This window comes from Bacillus sp. TCT6 (assembly GCF_056033845.1).
The window spans coordinates 954,586-970,361 of record NZ_JBVYHX010000001.1; the positions used below are offsets into that span (position 1 = coordinate 954,586).

The following is a 15,776-nucleotide window of genomic DNA, read 5'->3' on the forward strand; positions in this document are numbered from 1 at the left end:
TCAGAAGCTTTTTTTTGTAAGAACAATATCTTGGTAACTTGTATATTCTGGTCTGCCGCACCATAAACCATAATGTGGCTTATTGATTATTTCTAGACCATACTTATTCAATAGATTGCAAATATCTGTCTCAGGATAAGCAACTGCAAAATTGGGAATATCTTTATTTACAACGTAGCAATTTTCAATTCGATGATAAAAACCTAATGTACTTTGTCCTGCATTTAAATAATAGGACGATTCAGGATTTATTAGAAAGAATGTAATGAAACATCTCCCGTCTTTTTTTAATACACGTACAATTTCAGATACGTAATGTTCTAATTCTTTTGGAAGAAGATGTGTAAATACAGAAGTTAAAAAGATAAAATCGAATGTTCCGTCTTCATAGGGAAAACGATATTGAGAGGCATCTTCTTTTCCTTCTGGATTATAGAATTGATTGTATATGTCAACATGTTCAAAGTGAAAATTATTACGCATAGTTGAAATGTTATTTTGACACCAAGTAATTCCATCTTTAAACAAATCAAATCCATAATATGCTCCATCATCATTTAAGTAATTCATTAATGGTACAGCCATTCGGCCGACGCCGCAGCCTACATCTAATACTTTTTCATTTGATTTTAAAGCGCCAATTTGAATAAAATGCTTTAGGAACTCTTTTCCAACCTTTTTGAAGTCGCCACCTACATATTGGACGAGTTCAGGAGGGGGGAGTAAAGTCATTTCTTTGTTAAGTTCGCTCATGAGTATACCCCTTTCTTGTGTGAGAATATGCAGTCACTCTATTAATAAAATTTTCAATTTGTAGTGAGAGAACAAAGGAAAACAATTGTTATATGTAAGGAGATTCCACAAAAGAAATACTTAATTGGATTAGAAGTGAGAGAAGAATGAGTGAAAATGGAATCTCCTATAGATTAAATCTTGTTTATTCTTTTCTCCAATAAACGCCAAATACATCAATTTTAGTAATAGGGGCTTTTAAATTTCGTTGCTTTCTAAAGTCTGTCACAGCCTCAGCGCATGGCGGTAGCCCGTAGTCATCGATAATTATATAGCCACCTTTAGAAACTTTATCATATAAGTTCATGAGACCATCCATGGTGGATTCGTACATATCACCATCAAGCCGTGCAATTGCTATTTTTTCAATTGGTGCTGTTGGTAAAGTATCTTTAAACCAACCTTTTAAAAATTTCACTTGATCATTTAGTAAATCATATTTTTTAAAATTCTCTTGTACTTGTTCTAAAGAGACGCGTAAGTAATCGAATGTGTGTAAATAATCACCGTAATCTTTTGGATATTGTTCTAGATTCGGTGCTGGCAAACCTTCAAATGAATCTGCGACCCACACAGTACGATTCGTAATGTTGTTTGCTTGTAAAAAACCATTCATAAAAATGCATGATCCTCCGCGCCATACACCTGTTTCAATAAAATCTCCCTCTATATTTTCACGAACAACGGTTTCCATTGCCTCTTGTAATTGGTTCATACGTTCTCGACCAATCATGCTATGTGCTGCTCTTGGCCAATCCATTCCATCATGACGTTCACTTTTTGAAACATTTGGTTTTACAATTTTTAAGTTATGGTTTTCGGCATATTGCTTAATGAATAAAGGGAGGGGGACTGTAACGGGTTCGAATTCTAGTTCTTTCGAAATATGTAGAGATGCGGGTAAGTATGCCTCATATTCCAACCATATTTCAAATAAAATTGTTTTCTTTAGCAATTCGAGATAAAGCTGAACAGCAGATTTACTTTCCATATTTGTGCCTCCTGCAAAATGTCATACAACAATATGATTATGTAGCTAACGAATGTTTCATGATTGAATTTGAAATTGAAAAAGCAGTAAAACTGATATCAGTTTTACTGCTAAGTAAAAAATTAAGCAACTTTTTCAATAATAATGGATGCACTCGTACCAAGAGCTAATGATAGCCCAAGTCCTGTAACAATTACTTCAACCAATGATGGAGTTGTCGTAATTTGCGTAATTGCTTGAATAACGATAGGTGCTCCAAGTGAGATTAAACTTGATCCAGTACCTGGTACAGGTACTCCATTCACTTGGATTGTAAGACCTCCTAATAAGCTTACTGTTGCAGTATTAGCGATAACAGTAATTTTATAGAATCCAGTTTCACTAATTACGAAAGTATCAGCATCTAATTGAGAAATTGCTGTACCAAACTGAGATCCAACAGTATTAAATGGTACTGGATCATTAATTCCTAGATCTAAAGAAATCCCACCGGAGTTAAATGCATATAATCCTGCTGGAAGTCCTAATCCGGATGGTCCAGTCGGTCCAGTAGCCCCCGTAGGTCCAGTAGCTCCCGTAGGTCCGGTAGCCCCAGTGTCACCAGTAGGCCCGGTAGGTCCAGTAGCCCCAGTGTCACCAGTAGGCCCCGTAAGTCCAGTAGCCCCAGTGTCACCAGTAGGCCCGGTAGGTCCAGTAGCCCCAGTGTCACCAGTAGGCCCGGTAGGTCCAGTTATTCCAGTTCCTCCGCCAGTAGGTCCAGTAGGCCCGGTAGGTCCAGTAGGTCCGGTAGGCCCCGTAGGTACAGTAGGCCCGGTAGGTCCGGTAGGTCCAGTAGGCCCGGTAGGCCCAGTTGGAAGGGTAAACGGTGGTATCGGTGGTAATGTTGGTCCTACAAGATTAGGGTCAAATGCACTAGCTGATAAAGATTCATCGGGATTTAATCCATTTGAATAATTATTATTTGACATAAATTCACCTCCATAAAGCGTTCATTATATAGTAGATGCAAAACCGAAAGAAAATGACACGGACATTTGAATTATTGAAAAGAAATCTTAAACTACTTGAACAATTAAAAAAAATGGAAAGTTTAGTATATGTATAACATATGATTGATTTGGAAGAGGGTGATTATGTTGAACAAGCAAGGAATTACAATTAGTTTATGTATGATTGTTCGAGATGAGGAGGAGACAATAGCCCGTTGTTTAGAGACAGTTGAGAAAATTGTGGATGAAATTATAGTAGTGGATACAGGTTCCGTCGATCGAACGAAAGAAATCGTAGAGAAATACACTTCTAACATATATGATTTCCAGTGGATTGATGATTTTGCGGCAGCAAGAAATTTTTCTTTTTCAAAAGCGACGCAAGAGTATATATTGTGGCTAGATGCAGATGACGTATTATTAGAAGATGCCCAAGAAGCATTGAAACTCTTAAAAATAGAATTAGATCCTAAATTTGATGCTGTTTCGATGCCTTATCATCTTGCGATGGATTCTAACGGGAAACCTTTATATTGTACAAAAAGAAATCGACTTGTAAAGCGTGAAAAACAATTTCAATGGTTTGGAAAGGTTCATGAGTATTTAGCTATTGCTGGTGAGACTTTTAGTAGTAAAGTTGCTATTACACATAAAAAAGAAAAAAAAGTAACAAATCGTAATTTGAAAATTTTTCAAAATACTGTAGCAGCAGGGGAAGAATTGAGTTCGAGGGATTTATTTTATTACGCAAATGAATCTATGGATAACCAAAAATATGATGATGCAGTTCTTCTTTATGAAACATTTCTTAATCAAGACGAAGGATGGTATGAAGAGAAAATTTATGCATGTGGTAAGTTAGGAGATTGCTATGCGAAGCTCGGAATGTGGGAGAAGGCAATCGAATCTTGTGTGAAGTCGTTTCGGTATGACGTCCCTAGAGGAGAGAATTGTACAAGAATAGGATATATATATATGGAACAAGAAAAATATAATGAAGCGATATTTTGGTTTAAACTTGCAACGGAAGTACCAATGGCAACGGAAAGTCCTTTTCATAGTCCAGCTAGCTACACATGGCTACCCTATTTACAAATGTGTATTTGTTATAGCAGGTTAGGGGAGCAGGATAAAGCGTATTATTACAATGAATTAGCAGCTTCTTATGTTCCGAATAATGCTGCAATTGAATATAACCGTAAATATTTTCGGGGAGTTTTTGATAAACCATATAAAGCGTAATAGGTTTCGTTTTTTAGAAATGATTTATCGTTATTCTAACTCTAATAGATTGGTTATATATTAGAGTATCAGTAACGAAACCAATATAGATAAAAAATTTTATAAAGCTATTTGCGGGCTAATAATCAGTGGGGGATGAACAAAATCTGCACTTTATAGAATTCATATGAGATTTATATTTCTAATTCAATTTGCATAAGGAGTGTGTGAAATGAATCGCGAAAAAAGTTCTTTATATGAAGAAAAATCCGAGCATTATTATAATGCAGCGAATCCGAATTTATTAAAGCATATAAAAAAGGAATGGAAAGAAGTTCTTGATATTGGTTGCTCGAGCGGTACATTAGGAGCAGCGATTAAAGAAAATGGTACACGTGTATCAGGAATCGAGGCATTTCCAGAGGCTGCAGAAAAAGCGAAAGAAAGACTAGATCATGTTATTTTAGGGGATATAGAAAAAATAGATCTTCCTTATGAGGAGGAGCAATTTGATTGCATCCTATTTGGAGATGTATTAGAGCATTTATTTGATCCGTGGGCTGTGATTGAAAAGGTTAAGCCATATATAAAGCAAAATGGTGTGATTTTAGCAAGTATACCAAACGTTGCTCATATTTCAGTATTAGCTCCCTTACTTGCCGGAAATTGGACGTATACAGAATATGGTTTATTAGATAAAACACATATTCGTTTCTTTACATTTAATGAAATGCTAAGAATGTTTTTAAAAGCAGGATATGTTATTAGTAAAGTAGATCGTGTATATGTTGATCATAAAATGTATGAACCACTTATTGAGGAGTTATATGGAATTTGTAAAAAATATCGTCTTGGAAGTGGCTTCATGGCTGAGACAGTTGTATTTCAGTATATTATTGAAGCTGAAAAATCACAATTATGAGTGCTGCAGACAAAACAATATTATTTGTTACATGTATAAATGATCGGAAATTGTATGCAAACTGCGTGCGACATATATTGCAATTGTTAGTACCACCAGGGTATATTGTCCAATTTATGCCGATTCGAAATGCGAAAAGTATGACGAGTGGATACAATCAAGCCATTTCGCATCCAGCGAAGTATAAAGTGTATTTACATCAAGATGTTTTTATTATAAATAGAGCTTTTTTATACGGATTACTTCAATTATTTGAGGAACATGAACACCTTGGTATGATTGGGATGGTTGGAGCGCAATATGTTCCTCCAACTGGTGTATGGAACGAAGGGCGTGGAATTGTAGGAAAGGTCATTGGTTATATGAATGATTTGTTTTATATGGCAAGTTTAGAACAACCGTATCACGAATCAAAAACATTTATTCCTGTAGAATGTATTGACGGTTTATTAATGGCGACACAATATGATGTTCCGTGGCGAGAAGACTTATTTGACGGATTTGACTTTTATGATGTATCTCAATCATTTGAATTTAAAAAAGCAGGATATACAGTCGGTGTACCTGTACAGCGCGATGCTTGGTGTATCCATTATCATTTTGATGTGAATATGACGAACTATGAGAAGTATCGGGAAATATTTGTGGAACACTATATGTCAGAGGTAAATAAGGAAGAATAAAAGGGGGGACAAAAATGAAAGATCATACAATATTAGTTGTTGTTTGTGTAAATAATGAAGAGCTTTTCAAACAATGTGAGAGCCAAATCAGAAACATTTTTGTTCCCCCTGGCTATGTCGTACAAATTTTTCCGATACGAGATGCACAAAGTATGGCAAGTGCATACAACCGAGCCCTTTCATATCCAGCGAAATACAAAGTGTATATACATCAAGATACATATCTTATTAATCGAGACATGTTTTCTACACTTATATCTCTTTTTAAAGAAAATGAAAAGCTTGGTTTAATAGGAGTCGCTGGGGCTCAGTTTTTACCGAATAACGGGATATGGTGGGAAGGAAAAAATTTAGTAGGGAAAGTGATTGAATACAGAAGACAGAATTATCAATTATTAAATTTAGATCAGGTTTTTTATGGTAATCAACCATTTTTGTCAGTTCAGGCAATTGATGGTTTATTCATGGCAACGCAGTATGATATTCCGTGGCGAGAAGATTTGTTTCAAGGGTTTCACTTTTATGATGTGTCACAGTCTTTAGAGTTTCAAAGGGCTGGTTATTTAATCGGTATCCCAAATCAAGCAAATTTATGGTGTATTCATTACAACGGGGATGAGTTTGATGCGGATACATATGAGAAGTACCGGCAAGTGTTTATAGAACATTACAAAGATATATTATCTCCATCATAAAGGAGAGATGCAGAGTGAAAGGAATTATTTTAGCAGGTGGTACTGGATCGAGATTATATCCAATAACGAAAGTAACGAATAAACATTTACTTCCTGTTGGTCGGTATCCGATGATTTATCATGCGGTATATAAGCTAAAACAATGCGATATTACAGACATTATGATTATTACAGGTAAAGAGCATATGGGGGATGTTGTTAGCTTCTTAGGGAGTGGTCATGAATTTGGCGTGTCCTTTACGTATCGTGTGCAAGATAAAGCGGGCGGTATCGCACAGGCGTTAGGGCTTTGTGAAGATTTCGTCGGGAATGATCGTATGGTAGTTATATTGGGGGATAATATTTTTTCAGATGATATTCTTCCGTATGTTGAAGAGTTTGCAAATCAAAAAGAAGGTGCGAAAGTGCTCTTGCAATCTGTAGAAGATCCCGAAAGATTTGGCGTAGCACATATTCAAAACCGAAAAATAGTTGAAATTGAAGAAAAGCCGAAAGAGCCGAAAAGTTCTTATGCTGTTACGGGAATTTATTTGTATGATTCGAAAGTTTTTTCTTATATTAAAGAATTAAAACCTTCTGCACGGGGAGAACTTGAAATTACAGATATAAATAATTGGTATTTAAAACGAGGGGTACTTACTTATAATGAAATGAGCGGCTGGTGGACTGATGCGGGAACTCATGCTTCTCTTCAAAAGGCGAATACGTTAGCACGGGATATTGATTTTGGGAAACAGTTTAACGGAGAATAGGTGAGAATATGAAAGTCGTAGAAACAAATTTTATCGATGCAAAATTGTTAGAACCGAGGTTGTTTGGAGACGAGCGTGGCTTTTTTTCAGAAAGCTATAATAAGCAGGTGCTAGAAACATTAGGGATTACGTATTCATTTGTACAGGATAACGTATCTTATTCGGCTAAGGCAGGAACGATTCGGGGACTACACTTTCAAAAAAAACCGAAAGCACAAACGAAACTCATTCAAGTTATGCAAGGGGCAATTTATGATGTTATCGTTGATTTACGAAAAAAATCACCAACATTTAAACAATGGAAAGGGTATATTTTAAGTGCAGATAACCATCGACAATTACTAGTGCCAAAAGGGTTTGCGCATGGATTTTGCACCCTTGTTCCGCATACTATCGTTATGTATAAAGTAGATGAATATTATAGCGCAGAGCATGACTCAGGATTACTTTGGGAAGATAAAGATTTAGCAATTCCTTGGCCAGTAACCGATCCTATATTGTCCGATAAGGATCAGATATTACCATTACTAGAGGAATATGAAGATAGTTTTTAAGTAGGAGCGTTGTTTATGAATATATTAGTAACAGGTGGGGCTGGATTTATTGGAAGTAATTTCGTTCATTATATGCTACAAAGTTATGAAACATATAAAATTATTAATTACGATGCATTAACATATAGCGGGAATTTAAATAACGTAAAATCTCTTCAGAATCACCCGAATTACTCTTTTGTAAAAGGAGAAATTCAAAATGGAGAGCTATTAGAACATATTATAAAAGAGCGAGACGTACAAGTGATTGTAAATTTTGCAGCTGAATCACATGTGGACCGTAGTATTGAAAATCCGATTCCTTTTTATGATACAAATGTAATTGGGACGGTCACTTTATTAGAACTAGTTAAAAAATATTCGCATATAAAACTTGTGCAAGTATCAACGGATGAAGTGTATGGCTCTTTAGGGAAAATAGGGAAATTCACAGAGAAAACGCCGTTAGCTCCAAATAGTCCATATTCTTCAAGTAAGGCGAGCGCGGACCTGATAGCTCTATCTTACTATAAAACATATCACTTACCGGTTATAGTAACGCGTTGTTCTAACAATTATGGGCCGTACCAGTATCCCGAGAAATTAATTCCGTTAATGGTTACGAATGCACTGGAAGGAAAAAAACTACCGTTATATGGTGATGGTTTAAATGTAAGAGATTGGTTACATGTAACGGATCATTGTAGTGCGATTGACGTTGTTCTGCATAAGGGACGTGTAGGAGAAGTATATAATATAGGTGGAAATAATGAAAAAACAAATGTAGAAGTTGTGGAACAAATTATTACTCTTTTAGGAAAAACAAAAAAAGATATCGAATATGTTACAGATCGTTTAGGGCACGATCGTCGTTATGCGATTGATGCAGAGAAAATGAAGAATGAATTTGATTGGGAACCGAAATATACGTTTGAACAAGGATTACAAGAGACGGTGAAATGGTATGAAAAGAATAAGGAATGGTGGAAACTACTAAAAGACCAGTAAGGGGCATGTTAAATGAAAGAGAGGGTTATCATAACAGGAGCAAACGGCCAATTAGGAAAGCAACTATTTGAAGAGTTAAACTCTGAAGAATATGATATATATCCATTTGATAAAAAGTTATTAGATGTGACAAATATATCCCGAATACAACAAGTGGTACAAGAAATAAAACCACATATAATTATTCATTGTGCTGCCTATACGAAAGTAGATCATGCGGAGAAAGAACAGGATCTTGCATATAGAATAAATGCAATCGGAGCTCGAAATGTAGCGGTCGCTTCACAATTAGTAGGAGCGAAACTAGTTTATATTAGTACTGATTATGTATTTCAAGGCGCCAGACCAGAGGGATACGATGAATTTCATAGTCCAGCGCCGATAAATATATATGGAGCCTCTAAGTATGCGGGGGAGCAGTTCGTCAAAGAGTTACATAATAAATATTTTATCGTTCGCACATCGTGGCTATATGGTAAATATGGAAATAATTTTGTGAAAACGATGATGCGATTAGGAAAAGAAAGAGATGAAATATCTGTTGTAGCGGATCAAGTTGGCTCTCCTACGTATGTGGCGGATTTAAATATAGTTATTAATAAGCTCATTCATACTTCTTTATACGGTACATACCACGTATCAAACAGAGGCTCATGCTCTTGGTTTGAATTTGCAAAAAAGATATTTTCGTATACAAATATGAAAGTGAATGTGTTACCTGTTTCAACGGAAGAATTCGGGGCTGCGGCTGCGAGGCCCAAATATTCTATCTTTCAACATAACATGCTACGATTAAATGGTTTTTTACAAATGCCGTCTTGGGAAGAAGGATTAGAGCGCTTTTTTATAGAAACCAAAAGTCATTAACAAATTTCTGTTAATGACTTTTTTGTTTGCCTTTAAGCGGTTTTATGGTACTATAATTATAGTATCAGGTACTAATAACAAGTATAAGTATTTCTGGGAGGATATATCATGGAACTATTACAAGGGAAAACATTTGTTGTTATGGGCGTTGCGAACCAAAGAAGTATTGCATGGGGAATTGCTCGCTCTTTGCATAATGCAGGTGCAAAATTAATCTTCACATATGCAGGAGAACGTTTAGAAAGAAATGTTCGTGAATTAGCGGATACATTAGAAGGACAAGAATCACTTGTATTACCTTGTGATGTAACAAATGATGAGGAACTTACAGCTTGCTTTGAAACAATTAAACAAGAAGTAGGTACTATTCACGGTGTAGCACATTGTATTGCTTTTGCGAATCGCGATGACTTAAAAGGCGAATTTGTAGATACTTCTCGCGATGGATTTTTACTTGCACAAAATATTAGTGCATTCTCTTTAACAGCTGTAGCAAGAGAAGCGAAGAAAGTTATGACAGAAGGCGGAAATATTTTAACGTTAACATACCTTGGCGGCGAGCGTGTTGTGAAAAATTATAACGTTATGGGTGTTGCGAAAGCTTCATTAGAAGCGAGCGTGAAATATTTAGCGAACGATTTAGGTCAACATGGTATTCGTGTCAACGCTATTTCTGCAGGACCAATTCGTACGTTATCTGCAAAAGGTGTAGGCGATTTCAACTCAATCTTAAGAGAAATTGAGGAGCGCGCACCACTTCGTCGTACAACAACTCCAGAAGAAGTTGGCGATACAGCAGTATTCCTATTCAGTGATTTAGCTCGCGGTGTAACAGGAGAAAACATTCATGTTGATTCAGGGTATCATATCCTAGGATAAATATAATATTAATTTTTAAAGGACAATCTCTAAATGCTGAGATTGTCCTTTTTATTTGTTCTGAGAAAGAACGATTTTTAACGAAAGTTCTTACCACGTGATGAATATAACTATAATAGTACACAATTTATTCAGCTACGTATGGAAGTGGGAGGGACGAGTGTGAAGAATAAAAATAAAAGTTCAACAGTTGGAAAACCGTTGTTATATATTGCGCAAGTAAGTTTAGAACTTACTGCACCGAAAATAAAAAGGATTATCCTGACAAACTTTGGAAATGAAGATCAAAAAGAGCAAAGTAATAGAAATGAAAATATTGTAAGTAGTGCTGTGGAAGAGGTAACAGAACAAGAACAACAAGAAGAGCAGCAAGTGGAAGAAAAAATAGAAGAAGAGAAAAAAGAAGCACATGCAGAACAAGAACAACAAGAACAACAAGAACAGAAAGAACCAGTAAGAACTGTTCCGTATAATAAATCATTTAAGGATATGAATAATGATGAAAAAATTCATTTTTTATTAAACCGCCCTCATTACATTCCGAAAGTAAGGTGCAGAATAAAAACAGCTACAGTTTCTTATGTTGGATCGATCATATCGTATCGTAATGGTATTGTATCTATTATGCCGCAAAATAGCATGAGAGATATTAGGTTGTCTATAGATGATATCCAATCAATTAGTATGGCCGGCTTTTAAATATGTAAAGGTGGTAGAAAGCTTCTACCACCCCAATAGTTTTTTAGTTTACTTCACTTATTAGATAGTAACGTCGCGTAAGCATTGAATCGCACAGAAACAGCTTAAATCAACAGTAATGCAAGTAGATGTCGATACTAGTCTTGCATTTGGTACAGCTAAAAACGTACAAATTGGATCATCAGTAGGTGGTACAGGAGAACTATCACCTAATACTACACTTAATACACGTAGTACAGCACAGCTATCATCATCTACACTTTCCACACGGAAAATTGGAGATCGGCAGCCAACAAGGCTTGCAGATGGTGCAAATGCTTCAAAAGGTGCTCCAGCTTTTGTGTATAAAATAAAAGGACGTGTATTTGCTACTGATGCAGTATTATGTGCACCTAAAAATGGAATTTCACAACCAGATCCACACGTTGTTGTAGAACAATCTTGTAATTCATTGATGAATTTTACAACGTCAACTACACAATGAGAAGAGCCATGGTGTTTATTTTCGTTACAACTCATTAATGTCACTCCTTATCTTCTTGTTTGTATTTACATTAATAAGATATTGGAGTCGAGGAGATTTGGTCACAATCTCAAGACCTTTTTTTTTAAATAGGCGAAAGAAGATAAGGGAAGGTGGAATTATGCTGTTTACAAGCTGGCTTTTATTTTTTATTTTCGCGTTAGCAGCCTTTAGGCTCACTCGTTTAATTGTTTATGATAAAATTACAGCCTTTTTGCGAAGACCATTTATTGATGAATTAGAGATTACGGAGCCAGATGGAAGTGTATCAACGTTTACAAAAGTGAAAGGTAAAGGATTAAGAAAGTGGATTGGCGAATTATTAAGCTGTTATTGGTGTACAGGTGTATGGGTTAGTGCTTTTTTATTAGTTTTATATAATTGGATCCCTATCGTTGCGGAGCCGTTACTTGCATTATTAGCTATTGCAGGAGCAGCAGCAATCATTGAAACGATTACAGGATATTTTATGGGAGAATAATATATTTTCATAATAAGAGAAAAAGCGGAGTTTAAAAGAATGAGGGAACGGAAATAAAGAGTTGTTCATATAGTAAATAGACAGAATTGACAGTAGAGGAGATGTTTGCTGTGAGCAATAATCCTAGGCAAAATTCATATGACCTGCAGCAGTGGTATCAAATACAGCAACAGCACCATGCACAACAACAGGCATATCAAGAACAATTACAACAACAAGGATTTGTGAAGAAAAAGGGATGCAATTGTGGGAAAAAGAAGAACACAATAAAACACTATGAAGAATGAAACACTCATGTTACTGTGAGTGTTTTTTATTATACATATAAAAAGCGGTATTTCTGTATTAGAAATACCGCTTTTTACTAGCTAATTTGTGCAACTGTTAATGCTGCTGCACGGATGTCTACAGTTCCAATTAACTCAACTGGTACAATTTGAATTAAGTCACCAGGATTTAAGTTAATAAGAATAACACCGCTGGATACGTCTACTTCACCAGTACCAATAACGTTAGAACGAACCGCTGTACCTGATCCAGGAATAATGTTAGCTGGCGTACCTAATGATAAGAAGAAACGACCAGCTTCTGGTGCAACAGGTGCATTATCAAGACTAATTGTTAATGTATAACTGATTTGATAAATACCAGCTCGTAGAATTCGAATACCATCTCCAACACTTACTGTATCATTTATTACAGGAACAGTAATATTTGGGTTTGGACTTACACTAGGTAATAGTAGTGGTGTAAATAGTGAAGCGAACTGAGGTGCAGACGCGTTGAAAGCAAAACCGAAGGCAGGTAGTGTACTAGCTGGTTTTGCCTCGCAATCAATTTTAGTAAATTCGCAATCAGAAGAGAACATGTTTTTCACTCCTTTATCTGTTTCTACTTTCAGTTAATGAAAAGGACAGGTTCTATGTTCTAGACAAGTTCCCAATTTTAAGAAATTTACATAATAATACTCGTTAAGCATGGATTGGGTGGCAGAATTATCTGCCACCCAATCCATACTTAACGCATTATTTAGTTTTAAATTGTAACATCGCGTAAGCATTGAATCGCACAGAAGCAACTTAAATCAACAGTAATGCAAGTAGAGGTTGATACTAATCTTGCATTTGGTACAGCTAAAAACGTACAGATGGGATCGTCAGTAGGTGGTACAGGGGAGTTATCACCTAATACTACAGTTAATACACGTAATACAGCACAATCATCATCATCTATACTTTCTACGCGGAAAATTGGAGATCGGCAGCTAGTAAGACTTGCTGATGGTGCAAATGCTTCAAAAGGTGCTCCGGCTTTTGTGTATAAAATAAAAGGACGTGTATTAGCTACTGATGCAGTGTTATGTGCACCTAAAAATGGAACTTCGCAACCAGATCCACATGTAGTGGTTGCACAGTCTTGCAGTTCATGTATAAAGCGAACGACATTCGATACACAGTTGAAATCACAATCATGTTCATGATGGTCTTCGTTACAATTGCAGCTCATTATGTTCACTCCTTATCGTGAGTTCTGACATACACTATTACAATATGAGTGGGATATGGCTGATATTACGTTAATTCTCACGATAAAAACAAGGAATTTATATAGGAGGGATGTACATAATGTGATATAAAAAAAGACATCCTTATTTAGTGGATGTCTTTTCAGGTAAATCTTTTCGCACAGTATATAAAAAACGAGATATATCTAATTTCTTTCCTCTGAAAAATTGCGGAGAAGAAATGTAAAGCTCTTCTTTCGCACGTGTAATGGCGACATACAGTAATCGGCGTTCTTCTTCTAACGCTTCAGAAGTTTCCGTAATACGATCATTTGCATCTTTTAAAGAAGAAGTATGGGGCAGGATTCCATCACTCGCTCCAAGTAAAAAGACACATGGAAATTCAAGGCCTTTTGCGTTATGAATTGACATAAGTGAAACGGCATCTTTTTGGGGCATTGTTTTTAATGCTTCCATTTCCTTTTGACCTTGAATCGCCTCGTCGATAAATTGTAAATAAGCTGGAATATCGGTGAAACGAGTTGCAGACTCCATTAATTCTTCTAACATTTCTTCTTGTATGTCTTTATGCATCGTAAAGGAAGAACGATCGTTACTTTGTAAGTACTCTAAATATTTTCCTTTACCATGTATGATTTCTTTTAATGCTTTTTTCGGTTCTAATTCTTTAATAAATTTAATAAAATCGATGCGCTCATTTACCTTTTTCACTTGAAAAGGTTTTAAGCTCGGATTTAATAATAAGAAATGAAGAAGAGAAGGAAAACGGCCTTCACCATATTTCCATTGTTCACGTTCAATAAATGAAATACAATCATCACGTCCGATATACATCGTCGGCAATATGTTTGAAAGTGATTCTAGTCGAAACGGCTCAATCACGAGTCTTAAATGATCTAATACAGGCTTAATTAAAGAATGTTCATAAAATGATTGGCTCGCCCCGTGTTTAATAAACGGAATTTTATGAATGGTAAGCTGATCAAGTAACGAACGGCTTACAGAATGTGTGCGATACAGTAAACAAAAATCTTTATAGTTTCGGTCACCGCTATCTACTTTTTCTTGAATGAGCTGCAAAATTTGATTTGCTTCATCAAGAGTTGTAGCAGGTCTTGCATAAAAAGGTTGTACACCTTCCTCACGAACGGAGTATAGCTCTTTATCAAAACGTTCTTGATTTAATTTTATAACTTCATTTCCAAGCCCGACGATAAAGGGATTGGATCGATAATTCGTATTTAGTGCAATGATTGTTGTGTTATCAAATTCTTTTGGAAAAGATAAAATAATTTGGTGACTTGCCCCTCGCCAGCCATAAATTGCTTGATCATCATCACCTGCGATGAACAAATTATTTCTTGGCGTGGCTAACAATTTTACAATTTCATATTGTGCATAGGATGTATCTTGAAACTCATCTACTTCAATGTAGTGAAAACGTTGTTGTAATTGAGTTAGTAAAGGAGCATTATTTTCTAACATATAATATGTTTCCAATAAGATGTCATCGAAATCAATATAATTGTATCGTTGTTTTACCTCTTCAAAACGTTCATATACTTCTTTAAATTCTTGTTCGACTGGCGTTTTCGCCTTTACATCTTTCGGACGATTTAATTTGTTTTTCTCAAGTGAAATCATCGCGAGGATCGTTTCCGAATCATAATCGTCTTTTAAACGCAATTCTTTTAAGATTTTCTTTATCATAATTTGTTTATGTTTTTCATTTGCTAAAATTTGCTGATTATACCCTTGACTACGAAGCAATTTTAAGAAAACAGAGTGGAATGTACCAGCAACAACGTAGCTACTTGCTGCATGATTCATACCTGGTAACTTTGCAACACGACTTCGGATTTCTTCAGCTGCTTTTTGTGTAAATGTAAGTAATAAAATATTTCGTGGATGAACTTGTTTTACATTTACTAAATAACCAACGCGAGTTGTTAAAACAGATGTTTTCCCGCTTCCAGCACCAGCTAGTGTAAGAACAGGACCTTCTGTTGTGCGCACGGCTTCTAATTGTTTTTCGTTTAAAAAAACATTTTGTTGTTCGAGAGCGCGGAAATAAGCCGCATCTACATCTTCTTCCATAATTAAATGGGTAGATGTTTTCGGAGTATGATATGTCGCACGCGGAATATCAGCGTGTGTTAACGATTTTTGTGAAAATTTTTCTTGTGTCATATATTCACCTTCAAAACTATAGCATC

General features: G+C 35.8%; 19 protein-coding genes. 12 read left to right on the forward strand and 7 right to left on the reverse strand.

Annotation, left to right across the window (positions count from 1 at the left end; translation table 11 throughout):
- From AC0ONG_RS04780 to AC0ONG_RS04790, 3 genes are all read right to left on the reverse strand, one after another.
- Entirely contained in the window at window positions 1-753 is a 753-nt protein-coding gene (locus tag AC0ONG_RS04780) for a class I SAM-dependent methyltransferase (RefSeq protein WP_001292844.1), read from the reverse strand.
- 184 nt (window positions 754-937) lie between these two features.
- Window positions 938-1,783 (reverse strand): TylF/MycF family methyltransferase, encoded by an 846-nt coding sequence (locus tag AC0ONG_RS04785; RefSeq protein WP_000444387.1) that lies wholly within the window; start codon window positions 1,781-1,783, stop codon window positions 938-940.
- A 122-nt stretch (window positions 1,784-1,905) separates the two neighbouring features.
- Window positions 1,906-2,751 carry a BclA C-terminal domain-containing protein gene (locus AC0ONG_RS04790; RefSeq protein ID WP_106081467.1) on the reverse strand — a complete coding sequence of 282 codons (846 nt, stop codon included), beginning with the start codon at window positions 2,749-2,751 and terminating at the stop codon, window positions 1,906-1,908.
- A 165-nt stretch (window positions 2,752-2,916) separates the two neighbouring features.
- Between AC0ONG_RS04790 and AC0ONG_RS04795 the strand changes: the two genes are divergently transcribed.
- From AC0ONG_RS04795 to AC0ONG_RS04840, 10 genes are all read left to right on the forward strand, one after another.
- Window positions 2,917-4,014 carry a glycosyltransferase gene (locus AC0ONG_RS04795; protein ID WP_000932911.1) on the forward strand — a complete coding sequence of 366 codons (1,098 nt, stop codon included), beginning with the start codon at window positions 2,917-2,919 and terminating at the stop codon, window positions 4,012-4,014.
- Between the two features lie 211 nt (window positions 4,015-4,225).
- Window positions 4,226-4,915, forward strand: coding sequence for a class I SAM-dependent methyltransferase (locus AC0ONG_RS04800; RefSeq protein WP_001078435.1), 690 nt, complete (start codon window positions 4,226-4,228; stop codon window positions 4,913-4,915).
- On the forward strand, window positions 4,912-5,598 hold the full coding sequence (locus AC0ONG_RS04805; protein ID WP_001271181.1) for a glycosyltransferase family protein: 687 nt from the start codon (window positions 4,912-4,914) through the stop codon (window positions 5,596-5,598). Before AC0ONG_RS04800 ends, AC0ONG_RS04805 begins: the two co-directional genes overlap by 4 nt.
- Before the next feature lie 14 nt (window positions 5,599-5,612).
- Entirely contained in the window at window positions 5,613-6,293 is a 681-nt protein-coding gene (locus AC0ONG_RS04810; protein ID WP_000651525.1) for a glycosyltransferase family protein, read from the forward strand.
- Window positions 6,294-6,307: 14 nt separating this feature from the next.
- Complete coding sequence (locus AC0ONG_RS04815; RefSeq protein WP_000676159.1) at window positions 6,308-7,045, forward strand: sugar phosphate nucleotidyltransferase; 738 nt, start codon at window positions 6,308-6,310, stop codon at window positions 7,043-7,045.
- Between the two features lie 8 nt (window positions 7,046-7,053).
- A complete protein-coding gene (rfbC, locus tag AC0ONG_RS04820; protein WP_000869412.1) occupies window positions 7,054-7,599 on the forward strand; it encodes a dTDP-4-dehydrorhamnose 3,5-epimerase in 546 nt (181 codons plus the stop codon).
- Window positions 7,600-7,614: 15 nt separating this feature from the next.
- Window positions 7,615-8,586, forward strand: a complete 972-nt coding sequence (rfbB, locus tag AC0ONG_RS04825) for a dTDP-glucose 4,6-dehydratase (RefSeq protein ID WP_001024179.1) — start codon at window positions 7,615-7,617, stop codon at window positions 8,584-8,586.
- A 12-nt stretch (window positions 8,587-8,598) separates the two neighbouring features.
- Entirely contained in the window at window positions 8,599-9,453 is an 855-nt protein-coding gene (gene rfbD, locus AC0ONG_RS04830; protein WP_000664661.1) for a dTDP-4-dehydrorhamnose reductase, read from the forward strand.
- Between the two features lie 108 nt (window positions 9,454-9,561).
- Window positions 9,562-10,332 (forward strand): enoyl-ACP reductase FabI, encoded by a 771-nt coding sequence (fabI, locus tag AC0ONG_RS04835; RefSeq protein WP_000421885.1) that lies wholly within the window; start codon window positions 9,562-9,564, stop codon window positions 10,330-10,332.
- A gap of 141 nt (window positions 10,333-10,473) precedes the next feature.
- A complete protein-coding gene (locus tag AC0ONG_RS04840) occupies window positions 10,474-11,031 on the forward strand; it encodes a spore coat CotO family protein (RefSeq protein ID WP_080018635.1) in 558 nt (185 codons plus the stop codon).
- 60 nt (window positions 11,032-11,091) lie between these two features.
- On the opposite strand, the gene exsY is transcribed toward AC0ONG_RS04840, so the two are convergent.
- Window positions 11,092-11,550: an exosporium assembly protein ExsY gene (gene exsY / locus AC0ONG_RS04845; protein WP_001277735.1), complete on the reverse strand. Its 459-nt coding sequence runs from the start codon at window positions 11,548-11,550 to the stop codon at window positions 11,092-11,094.
- A gap of 125 nt (window positions 11,551-11,675) precedes the next feature.
- On the opposite strand from exsY, the gene AC0ONG_RS04850 reads away from it, so the two are divergent.
- Window positions 11,676-12,035 carry a DUF1360 domain-containing protein gene (locus tag AC0ONG_RS04850; protein WP_000899662.1) on the forward strand — a complete coding sequence of 120 codons (360 nt, stop codon included), beginning with the start codon at window positions 11,676-11,678 and terminating at the stop codon, window positions 12,033-12,035.
- A 101-nt stretch (window positions 12,036-12,136) separates the two neighbouring features.
- Window positions 12,137-12,322 carry a hypothetical protein gene (locus AC0ONG_RS04855; protein WP_014894818.1) on the forward strand — a complete coding sequence of 62 codons (186 nt, stop codon included), beginning with the start codon at window positions 12,137-12,139 and terminating at the stop codon, window positions 12,320-12,322.
- A 77-nt stretch (window positions 12,323-12,399) separates the two neighbouring features.
- On the opposite strand, the gene exsF is transcribed toward AC0ONG_RS04855, so the two are convergent.
- The 3 genes from exsF to AC0ONG_RS04870 all read right to left on the reverse strand — a co-directional run bounded on the left by exsF (window position 12,400) and on the right by AC0ONG_RS04870 (window position 15,750).
- Window positions 12,400-12,903, reverse strand: a complete 504-nt coding sequence (gene exsF / locus AC0ONG_RS04860; RefSeq protein WP_000492933.1) for an exosporium protein ExsF — start codon at window positions 12,901-12,903, stop codon at window positions 12,400-12,402.
- A 167-nt stretch (window positions 12,904-13,070) separates the two neighbouring features.
- A complete protein-coding gene (cotY, locus tag AC0ONG_RS04865; protein ID WP_001277697.1) occupies window positions 13,071-13,541 on the reverse strand; it encodes a spore coat protein CotY in 471 nt (156 codons plus the stop codon).
- A gap of 142 nt (window positions 13,542-13,683) precedes the next feature.
- Window positions 13,684-15,750, reverse strand: a complete 2,067-nt coding sequence (locus AC0ONG_RS04870) for an ATP-dependent helicase (RefSeq protein ID WP_000191211.1) — start codon at window positions 15,748-15,750, stop codon at window positions 13,684-13,686.
- Window positions 15,751-15,776 lie beyond the last annotated feature (26 nt).